This is a genomic window from Almyronema sp., from assembly GCF_052168255.1.
GTDB classification, from domain to species: Bacteria; Cyanobacteriota; Cyanobacteriia; order Phormidesmidales; family Phormidesmidaceae; genus Sphaerothrix; species Sphaerothrix epifaneia.
In genome coordinates, this window is the sequence record NZ_JBQLZL010000111.1 from 44644 (window position 1) to 67082 (window position 22439).

The 22439-nt window shown below is 51.5% G+C and carries 21 protein-coding genes; 8 read left to right on the top strand and 13 right to left on the bottom strand.

All coding sequences use genetic code 11. The features are described from left to right. Positions 1–9 precede the first annotated feature (9 nt). Both rbfA and ACTS3T_RS22790 read right to left on the bottom strand, forming a co-directional pair. A complete protein-coding gene (rbfA, locus tag ACTS3T_RS22785; RefSeq protein WP_377960754.1) occupies positions 10–414 on the bottom strand; it encodes a 30S ribosome-binding factor RbfA in 405 nt (134 codons plus the stop codon). Positions 415–533: 119 nt separating this feature from the next. Then, positions 534–737, bottom strand: coding sequence for a DUF751 family protein (locus tag ACTS3T_RS22790; RefSeq protein WP_377960752.1), 204 nt, complete (start codon positions 735–737; stop codon positions 534–536). Positions 738–881: 144 nt separating this feature from the next. On the opposite strand from ACTS3T_RS22790, the gene ACTS3T_RS22795 reads away from it, so the two are divergent. Then, the gene (locus ACTS3T_RS22795) at positions 882–1784 is read left to right on the top strand and encodes a DNA adenine methylase (RefSeq protein ID WP_377960749.1); all 903 of its coding nucleotides are present in this window, start codon (positions 882–884) and stop codon (positions 1782–1784) included. On the opposite strand, the gene ACTS3T_RS22800 is transcribed toward ACTS3T_RS22795, so the two are convergent. Continuing rightward, positions 1709–2449 carry a 4'-phosphopantetheinyl transferase family protein gene (locus ACTS3T_RS22800; RefSeq protein WP_377960747.1) on the bottom strand — a complete coding sequence of 247 codons (741 nt, stop codon included), beginning with the start codon at positions 2447–2449 and terminating at the stop codon, positions 1709–1711. The genes ACTS3T_RS22795 and ACTS3T_RS22800 overlap by 76 nt on opposite strands. Before the next feature lie 123 nt (positions 2450–2572). Between ACTS3T_RS22800 and ACTS3T_RS22805 the strand changes: the two genes are divergently transcribed. From ACTS3T_RS22805 to ACTS3T_RS22815, 3 genes are read left to right on the top strand one after another with little or no spacing between them, the layout of a single operon-like run. Continuing rightward, positions 2573–3856 (top strand): NAD(P)/FAD-dependent oxidoreductase, encoded by a 1284-nt coding sequence (locus ACTS3T_RS22805; protein WP_377960745.1) that lies wholly within the window; start codon positions 2573–2575, stop codon positions 3854–3856. A 50-nt stretch (positions 3857–3906) separates the two neighbouring features. Beyond that, complete coding sequence (locus tag ACTS3T_RS22810) at positions 3907–5172, top strand: DCC1-like thiol-disulfide oxidoreductase family protein (RefSeq protein ID WP_377960743.1); 1266 nt, start codon at positions 3907–3909, stop codon at positions 5170–5172. Next, positions 5165–5659 (top strand): rhodanese-like domain-containing protein, encoded by a 495-nt coding sequence (locus ACTS3T_RS22815; protein ID WP_377960741.1) that lies wholly within the window; start codon positions 5165–5167, stop codon positions 5657–5659. The genes ACTS3T_RS22810 and ACTS3T_RS22815 overlap by 8 nt, the downstream gene beginning before the upstream one ends. Positions 5660–5689: 30 nt before the next feature. On the opposite strand, the gene ACTS3T_RS22820 is transcribed toward ACTS3T_RS22815, so the two are convergent. The 6 genes from ACTS3T_RS22820 to psaD all read right to left on the bottom strand — a co-directional run bounded on the left by ACTS3T_RS22820 (position 5690) and on the right by psaD (position 10171). Continuing rightward, positions 5690–5890, bottom strand: a complete 201-nt coding sequence (locus tag ACTS3T_RS22820) for a hypothetical protein (RefSeq protein ID WP_462935800.1) — start codon at positions 5888–5890, stop codon at positions 5690–5692. 108 nt (positions 5891–5998) lie between these two features. Continuing rightward, positions 5999–6583: a hypothetical protein gene (locus ACTS3T_RS22825; protein WP_462935801.1), complete on the bottom strand. Its 585-nt coding sequence runs from the start codon at positions 6581–6583 to the stop codon at positions 5999–6001. 70 nt (positions 6584–6653) lie between these two features. Then, positions 6654–7247, bottom strand: a complete 594-nt coding sequence (locus ACTS3T_RS22830) for an RNA polymerase sigma factor (protein WP_377960734.1) — start codon at positions 7245–7247, stop codon at positions 6654–6656. 150 nt (positions 7248–7397) lie between these two features. Then, positions 7398–8117 carry a diacylglycerol/polyprenol kinase family protein gene (locus ACTS3T_RS22835; RefSeq protein ID WP_377960731.1) on the bottom strand — a complete coding sequence of 240 codons (720 nt, stop codon included), beginning with the start codon at positions 8115–8117 and terminating at the stop codon, positions 7398–7400. 3 nt (positions 8118–8120) lie between these two features. Then, the gene (gene trpE, locus ACTS3T_RS22840; RefSeq protein ID WP_377960729.1) at positions 8121–9653 is read right to left on the bottom strand and encodes an anthranilate synthase component I; all 1533 of its coding nucleotides are present in this window, start codon (positions 9651–9653) and stop codon (positions 8121–8123) included. Positions 9654–9742: 89 nt separating this feature from the next. Then, positions 9743–10171, bottom strand: coding sequence for a photosystem I reaction center subunit II PsaD (gene psaD, locus ACTS3T_RS22845; RefSeq protein WP_377960726.1), 429 nt, complete (start codon positions 10169–10171; stop codon positions 9743–9745). Positions 10172–10487: 316 nt separating this feature from the next. On the opposite strand from psaD, the gene ACTS3T_RS22850 reads away from it, so the two are divergent. Beyond that, entirely contained in the window at positions 10488–11489 is a 1002-nt protein-coding gene (locus ACTS3T_RS22850; RefSeq protein ID WP_377960724.1) for an NAD-dependent epimerase, read from the top strand. A gap of 247 nt (positions 11490–11736) precedes the next feature. Next, positions 11737–13167, top strand: coding sequence for an MFS transporter (locus tag ACTS3T_RS22855; protein WP_377960722.1), 1431 nt, complete (start codon positions 11737–11739; stop codon positions 13165–13167). Positions 13168–13187: 20 nt separating this feature from the next. Here ACTS3T_RS22855 and ACTS3T_RS22860 read toward each other — a convergent pair whose 3' ends face one another. Beyond that, complete coding sequence (locus ACTS3T_RS22860; protein WP_377960720.1) at positions 13188–14063, bottom strand: SH3 domain-containing protein; 876 nt, start codon at positions 14061–14063, stop codon at positions 13188–13190. Beyond that, on the bottom strand, positions 14060–16252 hold the full coding sequence (locus ACTS3T_RS22865) for a caspase family protein (RefSeq protein ID WP_377960718.1): 2193 nt from the start codon (positions 16250–16252) through the stop codon (positions 14060–14062). The genes ACTS3T_RS22860 and ACTS3T_RS22865 overlap by 4 nt, the downstream gene beginning before the upstream one ends. Positions 16253–16632: 380 nt before the next feature. On the opposite strand from ACTS3T_RS22865, the gene ACTS3T_RS22870 reads away from it, so the two are divergent. Next, the gene (locus ACTS3T_RS22870; protein ID WP_377960716.1) at positions 16633–19005 is read left to right on the top strand and encodes a PAS domain S-box protein; all 2373 of its coding nucleotides are present in this window, start codon (positions 16633–16635) and stop codon (positions 19003–19005) included. A gap of 372 nt (positions 19006–19377) precedes the next feature. Here ACTS3T_RS22870 and groL read toward each other — a convergent pair whose 3' ends face one another. After that, positions 19378–21018, bottom strand: a complete 1641-nt coding sequence (groL, locus tag ACTS3T_RS22875) for a chaperonin GroEL (RefSeq protein ID WP_377960714.1) — start codon at positions 21016–21018, stop codon at positions 19378–19380. 63 nt (positions 21019–21081) lie between these two features. Beyond that, the gene (gene groES / locus ACTS3T_RS22880) at positions 21082–21393 is read right to left on the bottom strand and encodes a co-chaperone GroES (protein ID WP_377960712.1); all 312 of its coding nucleotides are present in this window, start codon (positions 21391–21393) and stop codon (positions 21082–21084) included. A 368-nt stretch (positions 21394–21761) separates the two neighbouring features. On the opposite strand from groES, the gene ACTS3T_RS22885 reads away from it, so the two are divergent. Beyond that, the coding region (locus tag ACTS3T_RS22885; protein WP_462935802.1) for a hypothetical protein at positions 21762–22439 on the top strand (678 nt) is incomplete at its 3' end.

Genomic DNA, 22439 nt, shown 5'->3' on the forward strand with positions numbered 1-22439 from the left:
CCAACCCGCTTAACTCTCATCTTCAATTGCATCTGGAACTGCCTCAGTTTCTAGATCGGAGCGTTCAGCACTTAGCTGGTTAAGCAACGATAAAACCCGCGTACCCCGTTCAAATGAGCGATCTTCTTTGAAAAGAACTTCGGGCGTACGCCGCAGCCGGATGCGCTGTCCTAACTCACTACGGACATATCCCGTAGCAGCCTTTAAGCCAGCCATTGTTTCAGAGCGGGCTTCTTCAGTGCCATAAATGCTGACAAAAATTTTGGCATGTTGCAAGTCACCCGAAACATCTACATCTGTGACGCTGACCATCCCTGCCCCAACTCGATCATCTTTGATGCCGCTCAGTAGCATTTGGCTAACTTCCCGCTTAATCAAGGCGGCGACGCGGGCGACTCTGCGATTGGTTGCCATTGCTTACTTAATCCTTGCTAAGAGTAGTCAAAAAAAAGGCTGTAAAAGCGGTGAGTTCCGCTGGTAATTCAGGTTTGTTATCAAAAATAAATAAGTAGTATGGGGGCGATCGCCTGCTTTTAGAGCGTCCCTAGCCCCAACATGGCGCGTAAGGTCAAACTGAGGAAGGCAAACCCAGCTACCACCGCACCTACTAAAGCGATCGCCGTTGCCGGACGCTGCAGGAGGGGAACCAGCGGTTGAACAGCGTTAAAGAAAATTCCTAGCGTAAATGAAATCAAATAGCGAGGATAGCGAGAAACGTTTTTAAAAAAGTCTTCCATAATTTCAGCTTAAAGCGACAATTGCTTGCATTGTCACGAATTTGCGTGTAGAAAGAGTACCAATGTACGCTTTTATCCTATCTTAGAAAGATAAGTCACTTTGCAGTTTGAAAGCGCAAACTGATGCTGTCTTTTTAGTTATCAATGCCTCTTCCTGCTTTTCAAAGCGCCCCTGCCCGTCCGTTCTTAAAATGGGCTGGCGGTAAAGGGCAATTAATCGCTCAGTATCAGCCTTACTTTCCCTCAAATTTTAAGACTTACCACGAGCCTTTTCTAGGGGGTGGAGCCGTCTTTTTTCATCTGGCTGAGCGGTTAGGTACGGCCATTTTAATGGACATTAACCCAGAGCTGGTGAACGTATACCGCTGTATTCGCGACCAGGTAGAGGCGGTTATTGAGCTGTTAAAACATCACAAACAAAATCACTGCAAAGACTATTATTACCAAATTCGATCCACACCGGGGGCGTCAGCGGTAGAACGGGCTGCCCGGTTAATCTACCTTAACAAAACCTGCTACAACGGACTCTACCGCGAAAATTCTAAAGGTCAGTTCAATGTGCCCATGGGGCGCTACAAAAATCCTAGAATTTGTGACGCTGATTTGCTAAGACGGGCGGCGGCTACCTTAAAACCGACGCAAATTGTAGCTGGCTCTTTTAACCAAATACTTGAGCATGCCACCGGGGCTGAAGATTTTGTCTATTTAGATCCGCCCTATCATCCCATCAGTGAAACCAGTTGTTTTACTGCCTACAGTCGTTATTCGTTTGGTGCTCACGACCAAGAAACCCTGCAACAGGTCTTTCGGCAGCTAGCCGCCCGCCAGGTGCGAGTGATGTTATCAAACTCAGACTGTCCGTTTATTCGGCATCTCTACGGCGATTTTTATATTCATCGAATTCAAGCCACCCGCAACATCAATTCCAAGGCTCAGCGGCGCGGCCATATTTCTGAACTGTTGATTACGTCTTACCCGGTTGCATCTGAATGTTGCCAACAGCTAAGCTGCCAGTCTGTGCCTTCTACGGCGATCGCCGCAATATAGTTTTGTGCTGGCCGCAGCGATTTTAGCTGCCAGTGGTGGGCAGGGGTGTTGGCGGCTTGCAGCAGTTGTAAAGGGGGGCCTAATGAGATTTCAAGCTGATGCATGGCCTGGGTTAACCCTTTGCCGATGGCTTTGAGAAAAGCTTCTTTGCACGTCCAATAGCTTAAAAAGGTGGCGACTTGCTCGGTGGTGGCTACGTTGTGCAGATAGCGTTGTTCGGTTTCGGTAAGACAGCGATTGGCTAGCTTGGCTAAGCGGGGCAAAGGGCGCAGCGCTTCGACATCAATGCCCACCTGTCGATCGCAGGCCAAGGCATACAACGCCAAATCGCCAGAGTGCGACAGATTAAACTGCAACTGAGGCAGCGGACTGTTGACCAGGTAGGGCTTGCCAAATTCACCGTAGGCAAAAACCAGTTCAGCCGGGGCACAGCCTAAGCGGGCAGCCAAGATTTGCCGCAACATACCCCGGCTGAGAATAAAGCGATCGCGATCGCCATCTATGCGAAATTGTCTTGCCCGTGCCTGTTCAACGGCTGATAGCAGAGGGCTGTAAAGCGCCAATCGAGCCGACGTTATCTGGAGCGAACCGCACCAAACCTGGACGGTTTTGGGGGTCAAGGTTAAGGGATTGTGAGGTGGCTGCCAAAGAAAATTGGCCGTCATGCATTCTCAAGAACGAGTTCATCTTATTAGACTAAGAGTAATTTGTTTTGAGCTGCCTGGTAGGGACTGCCTGCCGGAGCCTCATGCGCTTAAGCCCCATCGAGCTTTAACCCCAGCCACTCTATGGACTATCAGCTGAGTCAACGCCATCCCGCCGCAGAGAGCGCTGGGCTGCGGGCGACCCCTTCAAAACCCCATATTTGTATTTTGGGGGGTGGCTTTGGGGGGTTATACACAGCCGTTTACCTGCAAAAATTTAGAGCGACTCGTGGCGATCGCGTCCAGATTACCTTGATTGACCGCAACGAGCGCTTTTTGTTTACGCCTTTGCTCTACGAACTGATTACCAACGAACTGCAAACCTGGGAAATTGCCCCAACCTATCAGCAGCTTTTGGCTAAAACCAACGTCCAGTTTCGCCAGGATACGGTGCAAGGGTTTGATCTGCAAGCGCGTCGGGTCGATCTGGGCACAGGCGCTTTTTTGCACTATGACTATCTGGTGGTGGCTACAGGTAGCCAAGCCCGGTACGTTCCCGTTCCGGGCTTGCAAGCACACAGCTTGCCATTTCGGACGCTGATAGATGCTGAGCGCTTAAAAATGCGGCTCCAAGAGCTGCAGCAGCGATCGCAGCCCAAGTTACAGCTACTCATTATAGGGGCAGGGCCAAGCGGCGTTGAACTGGCCTGCAAACTGGCGGATCAGCTAGGCGATCGCGCTCACGTTGTTCTCGCTGACTTGGGTCAGCAAATTTTGACGCCCTTTAGCGATTCTTTGCGTCGGGCCGCGAGTCGGGCGTTGGCGCAGCGAGGGGTAGAGGTTTTGTTGGAAACTGGGGCTGTGCAAGTTGAAGCGCAGCGAACCCAACTCAAGCAGGGCGATCGCTTATTCTGGCAACCCACCGATTTGCTGTTGTGGACTGCCGGAACTCAGCCACATCCCTGGATGGGGTATCATCCCATTGCCCAAAACGCGCAGGGGCAATACCTGACACGACCAACGCTACAGCTACAGGGGTATCCAGAGGTGTTTGTGGTGGGCGATGTCGCCACGGTGCAGAGTAAACGAGGTGGCCCTGCCCCTAATACAGCTCAAGCTGCCTATCAAGCTGCCGATCGAGTAGCCAAAAACCTGAAGGCGGCTATTACAGGTAAAAAGCTGAAACCTTTTCACTATAGTCATTTAGGCGATATGCTCACCCTGGGGATCGGCTCAGCCGTAGTCGATAGTTCGCTGGGGCTGACCTTGACGGGCAAACTGGCGGCGATCGCCCGTCGGGGGGTATATACGCATCGACTGCCTACCTGGCCTCATCGGCTCAAAGTTTGCGGCCATCTCTTGCGCACTGGGCTACGGCGGCTTTGGCAAGCGATGAAGCGCTGGCGGCAGTGGCTTAAGATGACGTAGAGAACAGGATTTTTCCGCTCGGCAGGCGGTTGTGTAGGAGACGCTAGGCCATGACTTTCTCTCGGTTTCGGCCAGGTTGGTCAACGCAGCTAGCCGTAGGCTACGGGCTAGATGTACGATCGCTGGCGCTGTTGCGGCTGGGGTTGGCGGTAACGCTGTTGGCTGTTGTTGGCGCTCACCTCGGCGGCGGGGCTACTGATGGGGTAGGGGGAGAGCCGCGATCGCGGCTGATTGAAGATGGTTTGCGGTTATGGCTCAGTGGGCTACCCACCGAGCAGCCGTGGCTACAGGGCAGTTTATTGGTGCTAACGGCGATCGCAGCGCTGTTATTGCTGGTGGGGTACCAAACTGGCAAAAGCGCGATCGCGGCTTGGATATTGGTCAGCCTTTTGCCCAGCCATGCCTCAGCCAGCCTGCTAAGGGGAGAAGATTGGTTGCCTTCAGCGCTATTTTGGGCGATGTTCTTGCCATTGGGGGCTAGCTACGCCATCGACAGCGCTATGAACCCCCAGCAGCCTACCCTGCCTAAACGCTTGTTTTCGGCAGCTACTGTGGCTTTGATGGTGCGGCAGTGTTGGGTTTATGGCTTTTTAGGTGGCTTAGTCTGGCATGCGACCGCCCTTAGCCGATGGTTGTTTGTTCTATGGTGGGGGGGGCTGTTGCTGCTGTGGATACCTGGGCAAATCGCAGTTTTTCGGACGGTGGCGGTGGGGGTTATGGGGTTGCTGACGCTAGGGTTGGGGCTAGCTGTGCCTGCCGATCTGGCGTTTGGACTTAGTGGTTTAACGTGGCTGGCTTTTTTGCCCCCGGCGGTTTGGCAAGCAGCCATTCAACGCAGCTACGGTTCTGCTCAAGCCGGACTCACGATTTATTACGACGCCGACTGCGGCTTTTGCAAAAAGGTGGTTCACTTGCTGCGGACGTTTTTGCTGTTGCCCAGTACGCCGTTGCTGACGGCTCAGAGCGATCCGTCTATCTGTGCAGATATGGAAACGCAAAACTCATGGGTCGTGGTGGACTGGCAGGGAAAACGCCATTTTAAGTTTGCAGCGATCGCTTATATTGTCAGCCTTTCGCCAGTTTTTAGATTTTTGGCTCCCATCTTGCGCTGGCCGCCGCTAATGGCTACTGGAACGCGTTTCTACGAAACTATTGCCAACAATCGCAAAGCCGCAGGACGCTTTACCCAACCGTTTAAGTTTCGTTCCTTTGATCTAAAACCGCCAGCTTGGGTGGACTGGACAGTATGGGGGTTACTAGCCATTTGTGCGATCGCCAATAGTTATCGCTTGTTCGCCGGAGGGTGGCGTGGGTAGTGGTTTTGGCGGTACTGGTCGGCGCTTGATGAGGAGTTTGGCCTGGTCGGTGATCAAGCCGTTGATTCGCTGGCGCTTTCCGCAGGTCAAGCATCTTTCACCGACGGCATTGTCACAGCGCCTACAGGCAGACCGCCCGTTAGTGCTGCTAGATAGCCGAGAAGCTGCTGAATTTGCCGTCAGCCACTTGCAAGGAGCCAGACATACCCCAACGCTCAAAGAAGCACTGCAACAGTCTTTAGCGCTCGATGCTGAAATCGTCACCTACTGCTCTGTGGGCTATCGCTCCTCGCGCTTAGCCCAGCAGTTGCAGGCAAAAGGCTATCAGCGAGTTTACAACCTGGAAGGTTCTATCTTTGCCTGGATGAATCAGGGTTACCCAGTTTTTCAGCAGGGCCAGCCAACTCAATTGGTTCATCCTTACAATTCTATCTGGAGTGGGCTACTTAGCCCTGCAATTGTTGTTTCTACTTGTCCCAAAACCTAGGCTTTTGCTGTTGACTCAAACGCTTCAACATTAAAGCAATAAACCCAACAAGATGCTGCTAATTACAAAAGCCAGCCAACTGGGAAGGGCGGGCGACATTCGGGAAATATCTCGATCAAAACCACACCACAAACAGCGATATTGATAAGTTTCGTATTGGACTAATGCTTGTTTACCACAGCTAGGGCAATTGTGAAGTTCGCTGGTATGCTCAGTCAACTTATAGTTCATAGCTTTCTCACAAGAGGGTCTATTACTAAGTGATAGCGTTTGGCTAAGTGTGACGTTGCTTGAAAGCGCTTTTTGGCTATGGACTTAGACTTAATTAAGAGAGAAACATTAAACAAAAATGAGCCATATTGTTGCTGTTAGCAGGGCTAAAAACACATCAATAAACGTAACGATACTGCTAGCCGTGCGGGTGCGAGTGTAATCAGACAGGCTGAGCGTATATAAAATATTTAGGTTTGCTGACTCGTAGAACTCTGCTTTCAAGTGGCTAAATTGAGTGTCTTCAAATTTTGCCCGCTCTCTTGGCCAAAAAGTGGTTAGTGGTTCGGCTCTGCGGTCAATAGAAAAGTTTTCTAATAGGGGGTAGCGCCCAATCAATGGCGCAAAGTTCATTAGGCAGGGTTCTTCTGAAACAAACTCTTTTATTTTACTGATTTCATTTTTATGGTGATCAACTTCTGCTAATTCGTTAAAGGCTAGCTTTTGAAAGGTGCGCTCGTCAATTTCGTTGATCAGCAAGCTAAGCACTTCATTGTACTGAGCGATTTCAAGGATCTCGGCCAAACGCTCAGCCTGCTTCTCCGAAAGCTGGGGTAGGCTCGCGAGTTGATAATATTCAGCCAGTACCTTTCTGTGCTTTTCAGCAAACACATGCAGCGAGGTACTATCGAAGTTTAGATCTGAAAAACTCATACATCCACACTCATGCAAAAAATAATGCTTGAAAAATAAAACAGTCTAGAGAAGACACTTTAGGCAAAATCTACGTGACCGATGAAAAAGCTTTTCTCAATCTTTCAAGGGCTCGTTCTCCCTGTTTTCTTAATCGGCTGCGCAGGGCTAAATCGTTTCTCAATTCTTTGTCTGTGGCTACCATAAAATCTCCAATTTCACTCCATGAATATCCTTTGACAATTCGCAGTATTAAAATTTCTTGATCCTTAGGTCTAAGAGACTCAAAAGACTCCCACAGCAAGTTGGAAAAGTCCGAGGTTTTTTCGTCTAGATAGGGTGATTCTGGGGTATTCAAGACATTTGCCTCAGATTTCTGCATTTTCTGACAGGCGGCAAATTTTCTCTGCCGACTGCGATGATGTTCTCGAATGATATTGAAAGAAACTGAGCTAAGATACCCCGGAAAGTTATCAATTACTTCTCCGTGTTCAATTTTTTGGCGCGTCCGCAGATAAGCATCAATGAGTATTTCACTTTCACACCATTCTCCATACAAATTAAACTGCTGTAGCGATCGCCGGACAAAGAAAACCAACCTTTTAGACGAACCCTCCTCGCGGGCTGATAAAGCCGCATTCATCACTTCGTTCAAGCGTTTTAGCTGTTGGCAAACCAGATCCATAGGGCGTTGAACCTCCTATTACAGAGTGTCCTAAGTTGCCAAAGTGTGACAGTTATTGTTAAAAGTAGAAGGCCGAGGGCTGAGGGCGGAAGGAAAGCTTTTTTGTCAGTGGCTTGCAGCCCTGTGAGAGCCTTTACCGGGTGACTGCGGCTATGTCAGGAGCCACTGAGCCAGTCCGGCTACGGTCAATGTCAAGGTTAGGTTATCGATATCGCGAAAGGGCAATGCTTCTACGCCCGTAGCCACCAAAGCGATCGCGCCGATTAAGCTTCCTAGTTGTAGCGGTGTTTGCGATAGCTGAAAGTAGCCGAGGGCGGCAAAAAGCGCTACCATGCTCCAGCCTAGCCCCCAACTACCGAGCAGCATAGCGCCTGAGCCGATCCAGCTTTTTTCAGCACTCAAAGGGAGTTTGTGGCGACCCCAACGGCGACCCACCACATCCGCTAGCCCATCGCCGCCGCACATCATCATCAGCGCTAGTATGCCTGCTGGCGAACTGCGCCAGAATAGCAGCGTACAAGCCACAAACACCAGACCGTAATACAGCGGCCCCCGCAAAATTTCGCGCGGGTTGCCCTGACGAGTCATTGATTTGACGGCGGCTTCGTCCTTTAGCCAGCCCAGACCAATTGCCAAAAACTTGAGCGTAATCGCCAGTGGCACCAGCGCTGCCCAGTAACGGGCTTCACCTGAGGCGCTAAAAAACGGCCAACAAAGGACAAACAGTGGCCCTGTGCCAATATGAATGATTTTGCGGCTGAGGGTTTGCGCTAGCAGAGCGCGATACGCCAAACGATTCATCAGTTGTAGCCAACTGAGGGCGATCGCAAACGTCAGCAAAGTTGCCAGCGCGTTTTGAACCAATACCATCCTCTATACTTGCAAACTGCGAATGGCCTCTAGCATCCCTTTAGCTTTGTTGAGCGTTTCTTGATATTCTCGCTCGGGCGCTGAGTCGGCAACCAGACCCGCCCCAGCCTGAACGCTCACCTGCGAACTGCCATCTGCCTGCTGCCGTACCACCATCGTCCGGATGGTAATGGCCGTATTGAGCTGGCCTTCAAAATCGTAGTAACCATATACGCCAGAATATGGCCCCCGCCGACAAGGCTCTAGATCGTGAATAATTTGCATTGCCCGAATTTTGGGCGCACCGCTGACGGTTCCTGCCGGAAAGCAAGCCTTGAGCAAATCCCAAGCCGTCTTATCGGGTGAGAGTTCACCAATCACGTTGCTAACGATGTGCATCACATGGGAATAGCGCTCAATCACCATCAGCTCATCTACACGGACGCTACCGCTGAGGCAAACCCGGCCTAAATCATTGCGACCCAAATCTACCAACATGACATGCTCGGCAATTTCTTTAGGATCTTGCAGCAGATCTTGCGCTAATGCGGCATCTTCCTGGGGGGTTTTGCCCCGTGGCCGCGTTCCGGCAATGGGGCGCACTGTAGCAACCATCGGCGCATCTGGGCTAGCCCCCTGATCGGCTTTAACCATCACTTCTGGACTAGAGCCAATAATCTGCCAGTCGTGAAAGTGAAAGTACGCCATATAAGGCGATGGATTGATCAAGCGCAAAGAACGGTAGAGGCTGAAGGGATCGCCCTGATAAGCGGTTGAAAGCCGCTGCGAGATCACCACTTGAAAAATATCGCCCGCTTGAATGTGGGTTTTGGCCTTTTCGACGCTGGCACAAAACTCTTCTGGGGTGCGGTTGCTGGTGTAGGCTAACGGCTGGATGTCTACACTCCCTGGCGCTGCCCAAGTCAGCAGCGAATCCTTGCGGCTCAGCGGCATCTGTAGCTTGTCAACTAGCTGCTCCACGCGATCGCAAGCTTGCTGATAAGCCTGGGCTAAATCTTTGCTTTGGCGGATATCGGCGTAGGCAATCACCCAGATTTTGCGCTTAACCTGGTCAAAAATAAGTAGACTATCTACCTGCATCCAAAGGCCGTCGGGTAAATCGTCCGCCGTTGGCTCATAGATAGGAACCGTTGGTTCAATCCAGCGAATTAGCTCGTAGCCCCAAAAGCCAAACAGTCCGCCAATGCCCGGTGGCAACTGGGGTAGCTTGACAGGCTGATAAGGGGCGAGGCACTGCTGCAAATGTTCAAACGGGTTGCCCTCAAAAACCTGAACCGATCCATCGCGGTAGGTTTGGGTGGTGCGATCGCCCCGACTGGCCAGAATCCACAACGGGTCGCAACCCAGTAAACTGTAGCGGCCTAAGTTTTCGCCCCCCTCAACAGACTCCAACAAAAAGCTATAGGGCTGACCCGCGCAGACTTTATACCAGGCTGAAACGGGTGTATCGAGATCCGCAGCCCATTCTTGATACACCGGAATAAAGTTTCCTTGCTGAGCAAGCTGAGAAAACTGATTCAGATCTGGGAAAATCATGCCAATTACTACTAAGTGCAACAAGGGCACGGCATTGCCGTGCCCTGAGGGTTGACTTGAGGATAAGTCAATTTAGCCGCTCAGTGAAACTAAACCTCGTAAGGTTCGCTGCCACTGAACTTGATGGTTGCGGGATTGGGGTTGTCGCCAATCTTGCGGTCTTTTTTGCCGTAATAGTCGCGGCCTTCGTTCACCTTTTCAGGGAAGACGCCATCAGCCGGGTGGAGATACTGAGTTTCTCCATTGGGGAAAATGCGATAAATCTTATAGTCGTCCATTCTCGGCTTGAACTTGGTGCGTAGTTGCGCCCCTAATGCAATGCACTGCTCTTTACGAGACAGATACAAGAGGTTCTCGCCTTCGTTCATGATGGCAGCCCCGCCTGTTGGCATTTCAAAGACTTGCTCTTTGGGGCTAGTCCAGGTGATTGCGTACTTTTCTTCAACTTCCGCTTTGGTTAGGAGGCCGCCAGTGCTACCGCCGAATATAGGAGTTTTTCCAGTCAGTTCTTCTGCCATTTGAATCCTATCTCTCAACCTTTTGTTCGGAATCGTATCACCCGAAGTTACTCAATTTATCGACTTTGTGACGAACTTTTACAGAAATTTTCCTTATCACTTGGATGGATGGGTGGCAGCGGGGGCTGGCGCTCAATCCGCACATTTACTTAGGTGCTGTAAAGCCAACTATCAAAAAACGATTAACTTGTCGTCAATAGCTAGGAGTCTCACGATGGCTATCGCTATAGTGAGGAAGCTATCAGCGCTGGCAGGCAAGGCTTGCTAGCCACCATCTAGACACAGGCCAGCATTCAAAGTCGGGAGTAGGTGCAAAATGAACGTTTTGGTGACTGGGGCCGCGGGCTTTGTGGGCTTTTTTTTAAGCCAGCGACTGTTGGCTGAGGGCGAAACGGTCTATGGCATTGACAATCTCAATGATTACTATGATGTACAGCTCAAAAAAGATCGCTTAGCCCAGCTTTTGCCTCACACCAGCTTTACTTTTCAGCAATTAGACTTAGCCGATCGCCAGGGTATGATTGAGCTGTTTGAGCAGCACTCGTTCGATGCTGTGGTACATCTGGCGGCTCAAGCAGGCGTTCGCTATTCGATCAAAAATCCCTACGCCTACTCCGATAGCAACCTCAGCGGCTTTATCAATTTACTAGAAGGCTGTCGCCACACGCATGTGGCTCATTTAGTTTTTGCCTCTTCTAGCTCGGTTTATGGGGCAAATCGCCAGGTGCCGTTTGCCGTGACTGACAATGTCGATCGCCCGGTGTCTCTCTATGCGGCTACCAAAAAGGCTAATGAGCTAATGGCTCATGCTTATAGCCATTTATATAGCCTACCTATGACCGGGCTGCGGTTTTTTACGGTCTATGGCCCTTGGGGACGTCCGGATATGGCTTACTTTAAGTTTGTGCAGGCGATCGCCCACGACCAGCCCATTGAAGTTTACAACCACGGCAAAATGAAGCGCGACTTCACCTATATTGACGACGTGGTTGAAGGGGTGGTGCGGGTAATGCGACAGCCACCGCAACCGCCGACGCTAGAAGCTGCGATCGCTGCTGGCTTAAATACCCAGGCACCGTACAAAATTTACAACATCGGCAATCACAATCCGGTTGAGCTAATGCGTTTCATTGAAGTGATTGAAACGGCAATGGGCAAACCAGCCGAAAAGATTTTTCGACCCATGCAACCGGGCGATGTGCCAGCAACCTATGCCGATGTCGATGATCTGATGGCGGATGTAGGATTTCGCCCTGATACACCGCTAGAAGTTGGTATTCAAAACTTTGTGCGCTGGTACCAGACTTACTATGCTTAAACGCCGCTAAAGTCTGATCAGGTCCGCTCAAGGCAAGAAGCGGAGGGCAGAGGGCAAAATGAAAGATTTTTTGTCAGCGGCTTTTAGCAAGCAGTTTGACGGTTTCAACCTGAGTGGCTAGAGCGATCGCTTAAACCCCAGCCTTCACTCTCAGGTTGGAGGCGATCGCGGCCATAATCGGCTTGAATAGTTTTATCTATTTAACGAATATTGCCATTTCAGTGGCGCGATCGCGACGAGGTAATTTGTGAAGCCGTCTACGCTGTCCGACTCTCAAGCCACTGCTCGGTGGTGGGTCATGCTGGGCATTGGATTGGGGGTGCTGATGTTCACCCTAGATACCAGCATTGTCAATGTAGCCCTACCTACCTTTGTGCGAGTGTTTGAAACGCAGTTTAGCACCGTGCAGTGGGTGGTGCTGAGCTACTTGCTGGTGATCAATGCGTTGGTGCTAGGTGCGGCTCGCTGGGGCGACTTGATTGGCAAAAAGCCCCTTTATCTAGGTGGGTTAGTGGTTTTTACCATTAGCTCAGGGCTTTGTGGCCTTTCGCCTTCGGTGGGTTGGCTGATTGCCTTTCGTTCTTTGCAAGGCGCGGGCGCTGTGATGATTTCGGCCTTAGGCGCTGCTATCATCACCGAAATTTTTCCCCGCCAAGAGCGGGGGCGGGCACTGGGCATCATTGGGGCGGTTGTTTCGTTAGGGATTGCCCTAGGGCCAACGGTCGGCGGCTTACTGCTCGATTGGACAGGCTGGCGGATGATTTTTTGGGTGAATTTGCCAGTGGGACTTTTTGCCAGTTTGGTGATTGCCCGCAGTTTGCCCAGCGTCAGTCAACCCACCCAGCATCAGCGCTTTGACTGGCTTGGGGCTTTGCTGCTAACAGGGGTTTTAATTGCCTTTTCTGTAGGGATGACAGAAGGCCAAGAGCAAGGGTTTGACCAACTGCTGCCCTGGGCTTTGCTCGTTATTACAGTTGTGGGGCTGTTGCTCTTTCTTTGGGTAGAAACCAAAACGCCCAACCCCATTGTTGATTTGGCTTTGTTTCGTAATCAGTACTTCAGCCTTAGCTTGCTGGCGGGTGTGCTGGTTTTTATTGTGATTGCAGGCACGATTTTTATCTTGCCGTTTTATCTGGAATTGGTGTTGGGCTATCGCCCCCGCCATGTAGGGCTGCTGCTAGCGGTTTCGCCAGTGTTGGGGGGCTTGGTGGCACCGTTGTCAGGCTATTTGTCGGATCGCTTGGGTTCTCGACCCATCAGTTTAATGGGGCTGGGATTGATGACGGTCGGTAGCTTGCTGATCAGCACTTTTGGGGCTGAGTTGACCGATTGGGGCTACATCTGGCGTGTGGCTCCGTTTGGGGTGGGTTTGGGTATGTTTCAATCGCCCAACAACAGCGCCATTATGGGGGAAGCACCGCCAGAACGAATTGGTATTGCCTCTGGGTTACTTTCGCTATCGCGGACGTTGGGGCAAACAACGGGGCTATCTTTAATGGCGACCCTTTTTGCCCTGGTCACTTTAGCGCATACAGACGCGACCGAAGTGACGCAAGCGACTGCGACTGCCATTGTCATGGGGGTACAGTGGACATTCCGAGCGGGGGCTTTGGTTTTAGTGGCTGGGGCGGCTATTTTGGCTAAAACCTGGCAGATGCAAAAAAAGCCTGTGGTCTAAAGCCCAAAAGCGATCGCTGCTTAATCGCCAGCCAAAACCCGAATAAGCTGCCACTGGCCGTTGACGTTTTCAAAAAGCCCTCTGGGATCAAGCGGCGCGTAGGCATAACGGCTGTACACATAGCCTCGAACATCATTAGGCAAAATAATAGGCGTCCAGCTTTCTAGCTCATCTGGCATGCTGTCTGGGCTGTCTTGGTAGAGACGGCTAGCGGTTGCCTGATCAAATTCAACTAGCTCGTTTGACAAAATACCGACAACGGCAGAATTAGTGTTGGCGGCGGCGCGAACGTTGACGTTATTGCCCATAACCATGATCGTGCTGAACTCATATTCGTCTCCTGGCGCGGTTTCGGGGTCAGGATACTGCCGGTAAAATGCTTGGGTGGTGTTGGGGCACACCCAAACTGGGTTGCCTGCTTCAACGGGTGGGTAGTCACTGGGTTCGCAGCTTTCTAGAGCCATCATTTTTTCTAGAACTTGCCAAAACCAGCCGTCGTCTATATTTAAGTCCATATCCTCGATATTCATCGGCCCGCCAAAGCCATAAAACAGACCATCCGGCGGCAATAGAGATCGAATAAACGCCTCATCTCGGGCTTGAATGGCTTGTTGCAGGCGATCGCGAAACTGATCAAATTCGCTGCCAGCGGGCACTTCGTCGGTTAGCTCTAGCCGTTTGTGAGGAAAGTCAGAGAGTTTAGGATCGGGCCGGGGGGCGGCTGTTTCCGGTTCAGACGGCACCTCCTGAGTGGGGGTTGAGGGTGTAGTCGGGGTCACAACTGCGGAGTCTTCAGGGGCGATCGCTTCAGGTTGAGACTGCATCAGGGCAATACCGCCCCCTGCGACCGCTGCCGACCCTACTACGCCAGCAATCCATAAATAAGCCTGTTTCATAAGGTTTCATCAACAACTTCAAACATGAGGGAAAAAGCCGCTAAGTCTCGCATATCAATTTGTCGAACCGTGTCCGAGGCGGTAACCCCAAGGCCACGACGGCCAGCACTGGTATGAAAATCCAGCAGCAAGTTATCGGCTAAGTCTAAAAGGGCATCGTCAGCAGCAGCAGGTTCACCATCACGGAGTCCTCGACGGGCTCCTAAGGCACTCAAAACCTGTAGTGCATTTCTTAAAGGAGCGGCGCTGGCGATCGCCAATACTTCCACCATACCAACGGGCGCTTCTACGATCAGGCGAAAGCGATCGCGCCCAGGTTCGGGAATCCGCAGATGTTCACCTGCTTGCACCCGCGCTGCTTCGGTTGGAGCCGACCAGGTGTTGGGATAAATCAGCAGTAGATCCGCTGCGGGTGTAATCACCAACAAGCTAATAAACAAATCTCTCGGTTCAAAGTTTTGCACTTCAAACTCAATTTCTGCGCCAATTGGTATCTGCAAAATTCCTCGGTAGGGGTTGACAGCAGCGCTGCCCCGACTGCGAACGGTTACTTCTGAAGCCGTTGCCTCGCCGCCGCCATCGATTCGGCGCAGAGCAGTAACCACGTTTAACCGAGAAGCGTTGGGGTTTAGCAACAGCTTCAAAATATGGGTGGCTAGCAGCAGTTTGAATTTGGGGGTCAGCCGTGCGATCGCGGCTGTCAACGATTCATCGGCCAGACCAAAAGAGTGGGGCACTAAGTCACGACCGGGCAAAAACAAACCCCAGGCACCTACAGGTGGGAGAAGCGCTTCCTCTGGGAGTGCCTGCCCTTCAGTCGTCAGACGACCGAGAAAATAGTCGTGCGGTTGGTCGGCTGCGACGGCTTCTAACCGGGGCAGGGGAGCGAGCAGCGATCGCGTTTCGGCCAGATATTCAGTCAAGACCCCAATTTTGAGGTGAATGTTTTCGGGGATAGCCCGCACCGTCTCTTGCAGCAAAAGGCCAGGTTGCAGGTGAGCAATTTGGCGCGTTTCTAACAGCTCACCTTCGGCCTCTAACCCCTGCCGGGTCAAGATTTTCACCTGAGCCAAGGGTTCTCCCCTGGCATTGAGCGCACTAAAGCGGGTTGCCTCACCAAAGGCGTCTAAACTGCGGGGATCAATGCCGCCTAACCAAATCTTGACCTGGTTGCCTTGGGCTTGAGTAATGACGGCTTCGGCTGGCGGTGTTTGATGCGGCACAAAATAGAGAGGAGCGTTAGTTTTGTCGGCAGTGACGTTGGCCTCAAACTCTGGCTCTTGGATAATGCGCGAAAACTCCATTGCCAGACTTTGGGTACTGCGCCCAATATTGGCGATCGCCTGTTGTACGGGTTCATTGCCCACCTGCTGCCAAAGGTAGCGCGTCAGCAAATAAGTAAAAGCCCCCGCCGAAAAATCGCCAAAGTTGGCATCTACAGCTAGCTGGTTAGGGCCAGCCGAGGTGATGACAAACCCTTTAGCAACCCCCGCTTGGCGTTGTTGAGCCAGCGCTTCTGGAGAGATTTGCAACTGAGCTAGCCAGCGGTTTTGATAGTCTAGTTCCAAATCACTAGGGCGAGGCACTTCTGAGCTATCGGGCAGCGATCGCACGGTTAAGGTGCCTCGTTTGCCGCCACCAGAGTAGCAACTGTCTAAAACCACGGTAACCTGGTCAGTCGCTAAAGCCTGCATTAGCAAAAACAGCGTTTGCCCAGTAATATCTGAAACGGTTTCGCCACGCGATCGCCCGCCGATAGGGTCAGGGCTGTCAATTGGCACCAGGGTACTGTTAAAAGGCTGGTTCGGCAGCGGTTGGGGATCTCTCACTTTAGCGCCGTGGCCAGAGTAGTGAAAAACCACCACATCGCCAGGACGGGCTTGCTGAATCAGATGGGTTTCAAACGCTGCCAAAATGCCTGTTCGGGTTGCTGCTTCGTCAGTTAGCACTTTAATATCGGCTGGATCAAAGCCAAAGCGATGGATCAGCAGCGATCGCTGTAGTTGCACATCCGTCACACATCCCTGCAACGGCGTTGTGGGATAACGATTAATCCCTACCAGCAAAGCTAACCGCCGGGGCGTTGTTTGCGCCTGACTATAGCGCTGCTGAAGAGACGCCATCCCCAGCGTCGTCAGCGTCGCCCCCGTTAGCTGTAAAAATCGACGACGCTTCAGAAACTGCTGCACAGCTTTTTTCGTCCTTAACTCTAAAAACCAAAGATTTGCCTGAGGGTTTGCGGGTGATCAAGGCACCCGCTGGTGTCTGCACTTAGCCGTTAGCCCCTTGTCGGGACGAAGCCAAGACGCCCGGATCGGCAAAAGGCATTGCTCGTTTAGACTCAACCGACTGCTTTTTCGCTTCTAAGGGGCAGACCTAGTACATTTGCTATCTTCACCAAGCCTGAGGCGCTTTTCCGGAAATGGTTACGCTTGTTTACCTTCAAAACCCTCGCCCCTAAAAATTGTTCGCTAGATAGCCTGATTCTATTGACTGGCCGCTGAAGTTCTGAATAGTCCCTTTATCTGCAATCCCCTCTGCCTATCTTCTAGGAGTGCTACCGCTAGCCATGTCTTCTGAAAACCAGACCCCGCCAACCCCCACCGAGGCCGCTCAACCTGTCGTTAATGAAGTGTGTTTGCAAAGTTATCTTGATGCAGCCAACGACGTGGTATTTGCGATTGATACGGCGGGGCAAATTCGCTACATCAATGCCTACGGCACGCAGCAGTTAGGGCAGACTTACGCTGATCTTTTAGGCCAATCTTTGCTAGAGCTAATTCCCTGGCAGTTTAAGTTACAGGCTCAACAGCTTGTGGTGCGCTTACTGAGCAAGGGGCAGCTACGCGATCAACTGCTGCGACTGAATACACCTTCAGGTCAGGTTTTGACGCTTTCGGTTAATGCCAGCTTGCTGCGCCAAGATCAAGAAATTACCGGGGCTATCTGTACGGGTCGCCAGGTAGAGGCTGAAGCCGAAACCGCCGCCGCAATTGAGACGCCGCCTGCTGTGATTGAAACGGCTGCTCAAATTTCGGACGATTTGTTTCGGGCTTATGTCGAAACTGCTAATGATGTGGTTTACACGCTGGATTTAGAAGGCCGCTTTACCTTCATTAACACCTATGGCACCAAGCTGTTTGGTGGCGAAGAGGGCGATATTATTGGCAAGTCTTACTTAGAGTTTGTAGCACCCGAATGCCACGAAGCGACCAGCAGGGCGTTTAGTAATCTACTGCGCACGGGTGAGCTACGAGATTACGAGTTTACCTTGCTGCAAAAAGGGAGTAGCCGCATTTGCGTAGAGGTCAATGGCCGCTTGCTGTATCGCGATGGGCAGCTAATTGGGGGACTAGGCATTGGTCGCGATATCACTGAGCGCAAGCGCTTTGAACAGCAGCTACAAATGTTTTCTAAGGCGCTAGATGCTGCTAACGACAGCGTTGTCATTACTGACTTAAAGGGCAAAATTCTTTATGCCAATTTAGCCACCCAGCGCATTTTGGGGCGATCGCCAGAAGCGTTAGCCAACCAGACGGCTGAAGTATTCTATCCCAACGCGGCTCAATCAACCTGGCTGATTGAGCAAGCTCAGCAGGGCGGCTGGAGTGGCCAAGTGGTCTGCCAGCGGCAGGATGGTAAAACTTTTACGGCTTTAGTTTCGGTTGGCCCTGTTTGCAATGAAGACAACGAAATTACTGCTGTATCGCTCATCTATCGAGACATTACTCAGCTAGAACAAATTAAAGCGGAGCTAGCCTCGAAAAACTTGGAGCTAGAACGGGCTAGCCGGATGAAGTCAGAATTTTTAGCCAACATGTCTCATGAGCTAAGAACGCCGATGACCTCCATCTTGGGCTTTTCCTCCCTCTTAGAGCAGCAAATTTTTGGCCCGCTTAATGAACGTCAGCACCTCTATGTGCAGCAGATCTTTCAAAGTGGTGAGCATTTGCTGAGTTTGATTAACGAAGTGCTCGACCTGTCCAAAATTGAAGCCGGACAGATGATTTTGCATGTGGCTCCCATTTCGATTGAGAGTGTTTGTCAAAATGCGCTCAATATGATCAGCGCTCAAGCGACGGCAAAATCGCTAACCGTTGAACAAGACATTCAACCCAATTTGCCGACCCTCAGAGGCGATGAATTACGCATTCGACAGATGCTGCTGAATTTGCTGTCGAATGCTGTCAAGTTTTCGGAGGCGGGGGGAGCCATTGGCCTGATCGCCAAACAGGTACGCGGCCAAATTCAGCTAACTGTTTGGGATCAAGGCATTGGCATTCCCTCTGAGCATCAGTCTTTGCTGTTTCAGCCTTTTCAGCAGCTCGATAGCTCTTTGTCTCGCCAGCACGAGGGGACTGGTTTGGGGTTAGCGCTTACCTATAAGCTAGCTAAGCTTCACGGTGGGGATGTTAGCGTTGTGTCGGCTTTGCATCAGGGTAGTCGGTTTACGATTTACTTACCGATTGAAGGGCTATCAGAAGCGCAATCACGGCTACAGCAGATCAATGCGGGCGATCGCACGGTTGTCGGCAACCCATTAGCCGCTCCCCACCCCAACCGCTGGGCGGGAGAAGTTTTGCTGGTTGAAGATCATCCTGTCAATGCCATGCTGCTAGAGCATATGCTCAAATACTGGGGCTATAAAACGCATCATGTCCTGAACGGACAACTGGCTTTAGATTGGCTGCAAGATCATCGACCGATGCTGATTTTGATGGACATTCATCTGCCCAAAACCGATGGCATTGAAATTACTCGTCAAATTCGCCAAAACCCTGATTGGAAAAATATTCCGATTGTGGCGATGACAGCGCTGGTCATGGCAGGCGATCGCGATCGCTGTCTAACCGCCGGAATGCAAGGCTATCTCAGCAAGCCGATTAATTCAGCCGAATTGGTGTCTGTCTTAGCCAAATACACCTGGCAAAGCTCTTTTTAATCCAGCATTCACTCATAAAAAAGCCCCTGGAAAAACTTCCAGGGGCAATCAGGGTGCATCTACCAGTCCCTACTGCGCTAGGCGTGGCTCTGAATCCGGAAACCCCTAAAGACTTTACGGCTTTTTCACATCCGCACCGCTTTATCAGCACTTGATGAAGCCAGGAGGCGATCTGCGACAGCGGTAGCCTTGGCATTGAAATACTTCAATCACTCAAAGCTGCTGCCAGCAAAGCTTTTCTGCTGCCCATAGCAGCGTCAGGTTTAAGGGCAAAAAAGAAAGCGATCGCCCTCAAGGCAACCGCTCTCTTGACTCATTTCAAAGGGGCTGGCCCTGAGGGTTTGGCCAATCAAGCCCTCAGGGCGAAGCGACTTAGTAGTCGAAATCACCCATACCGCCGCCAGCACCCGCGCCAGCGCCAGCGCCATCCTTAGGCTCAGGCTTATCGACGATAATGCACTCGGTCGTGAGAACCATACCCGCGATCGAAGCTGCATTTTGCAACGCCGAACGCGTTACCTTAGCCGGGTCTACAATGCCTGCTTCAAACATGTCAGCAAACTCATTGGTTGCTGCGTTGTAGCCAACATTGAAGTCCTTCTCTTTAACCCGCTCAGCAATCACGGCTCCATTTTGACCCGCATTTTCAGCAATGCGCTTCAGCGGTGCTGTTAGCGAACGCATGACAATGAGCGCGCCCGTGAGTCCTTCACCCGACAGGTTGTTATTGGCCCACGCTTCTAGATCCGGTGCTAGGTGCGCGAGGGTGGTGCCGCCTCCGGGGACGATGCCTTCTTCAACCGCTGCTTTAGTGGCGTTGATGGCATCTTCTAGGCGCAGCTTACGATCCTTCATCTCGGTTTCAGTCGCTGCACCGACTTTAATGACCGCTACCCCACCCGAAAGCTTAGCCAAGCGCTCTTGTAGCTTTTCTTTGTCATAGGAAGAATCGGTTTCTTCGATTTGACGACGAATCTGCTCACAACGCGCCTTAACGTCGGCTTCGTTACCTTCAGCCACCAAAGTTGTGGTGTCTTTGGTGAGGGTGACCCGACGAGCTTTGCCGAGCATATCCATCTTGGTATTCTCAAGCTTTAGCCCCGTGTCTTCGCTGATGACCTGTCCGCCTGTGAGAACGGCAATGTCTTCTAGCATGGCCTTACGGCGATCGCCAAAACCAGGCGCTTTCACCGCAGCTACATTGATAACGCCGCGCAAACGGTTGACCACTAGGGTTGCTAGCGCTTCTTTCTCAATGTCTTCTGCAATGATCAGCAGTGGCCGACCAGCGCGGGCTACCTGCTCCAGTACAGGTACTAAGTCCTGCACCAGGGTAATCTTCTTGTCCGTAATGAGGATGATTGGCTCATCTAGAACCGCTTCCATCCGCTCAGTGTCAGTAGCAAAGTAGGGAGAAATGTAACCCTTGTCAAAGCGCATCCCTTCGGTGACCTCCAGTTCGGTGGTCATCGACTTGCCTTCTTCCAAAGAAATAACGCCTTCACGACCGACTTTGTCCATTGCCTCAGCAATCATCTGACCGACTTCGTCGTCGTTACCCGCAGAGATAGACCCGACTTGAGCAATTCCGGTGGAATCTGCGACAGGGCGAGCATGTTCAGCAATTTTGTCAACCAGGTAGTTGGCCGCTTTGTCGATGCCGCGCTTGAGGGCAATGGGGTTAGCGCCAGCCGCAACGTTGCGCAACCCTTCTTTAACAATGGCGTGAGCCAGTACCGTTGCAGTGGTTGTACCATCGCCAGCCGCATCGTTGGTTTTAGAAGCCGCCTGACGAATCAGCGAAACCCCTGTGTTTTCAATGTTGTCTTCTAGTTCGATTTCTTTGGCAATCGTGACCCCATCATTCACAATTTGAGGGGCGCCAAACTTCTTCTCTAGAACCACGTTGCGTCCCTTAGGCCCCAGGGTCACGGCAACGGCTTCAGCGAGAATGTCCATGCCCTTTTCTAAAGCACGACGGGCATTTTCGTTGTAAATAATGCGTTTAGCCATAAATTCCTCGGTGGTTTGAGTGTTGAGTGACGGAGCTTGTGTTTAGAACTCTGAGGCAGCAGCCTAAGAAAGAACGGCCAAAATGTCTTTTTCAGACAGCAGCACACATTCATCACTGCCGAGTTTGATTTCGGTACCGGCATACTTGGAATACAGAACCTTGTCGCCAACTTTGACTTCTAGCTCTTGGCGGGTACCATCGTCGTTGCGCTTACCAGGCCCTACTGCGGAGATCTCGCCGACTTGAGGCTTCTCTTTGGCCGTATCTGGCAGCAAAATGCCACCAGCCGTTTTTTCCTCAGAAGCGCTCACTTTGATGAGGACGCGATCGCCTAGAGGCGTAACGCTAGACACACTTAGAGATACAGCTGCCATAGAAACTCTCCAGACTTGCTTTAACAGTTCAATAATTTATTAGCGGGGAGCCGAGCAAATCTTGCTAACTTTGTTTCCGCCCATAAAAGCGTTGCCAGCCTAAACCCAAATGAGCGGCTAAAGGCAACCCCACAAAATATAGCGCGTTTGCAACCTAAAATTAGCACTCTCACCTCCCGAGTGCTAATTTATCGAAGCAAATGGCTGCTAGGCAACAGTTTCATCTGTACGGGTTCCCGAACGTTTTTTTAACGCTTTAGGATAAAAAGCTAGGGGCTATAACTTTTGACAGAATTTACTGGGCTTCTACGAACCCTTACGCAGTTTAGAGCGTCGTAGACTACCAGCTATCTCAGGCCAAAACTACCATGTTTGTCTTCAATTCCTTGGCGCAACCGTTGCGATTGTCTGTGCTGAGCGCGATCGCAATTGGCTCGATGTTTTGGGGTTCACTCCCAGCTAAAGCGGCTACCTTTAATATTGGCGGACTCAGATTTAGTGAAGCTTCTGGCGACTTTCGCCTAACCAATGGATTCGTTCAAGACGGTCGGGCTGTGCTGTTTCAAGAGGTATTTGGCCCCAATGTCGATCTTTCAGTCGCGGTGCGCGGCATGCGTGATTTAGGCATTTTGGGGTTCCGGATCGAATCGATCGTCACCAACCTCACAGGCACACCCTGGGCTTTTTACGATTTTGAACTCCAAGAAATCTTTGGCACCCCTAGCCCGGAGGCGGATGGTCTTTCTTTCGGTCAGGGGATAACCAATGTGCGGCCTTTTAGATCGGATCGGCTTCGCAGTGTAGATGAAGTGACTGACGTTCGAGACTTTGTGAATTTTTCTAACGGTGTCGTTAATCCTGGCGAAACAGTCAGGTTTAACTACGTGATTACCGATAGAGTGCCCAACGATTTGTTCTACATCCGGCAGCGGCCTAACTTTGTCCCAGGCGGTACAGGCTTTATCCAAATTCCACCGCCCGCCCCGCCGCCGCCGCCAACGCCGATTCCACCCCCGCCTCCCCCAGAACCGCCCGCTCCCCCGTCC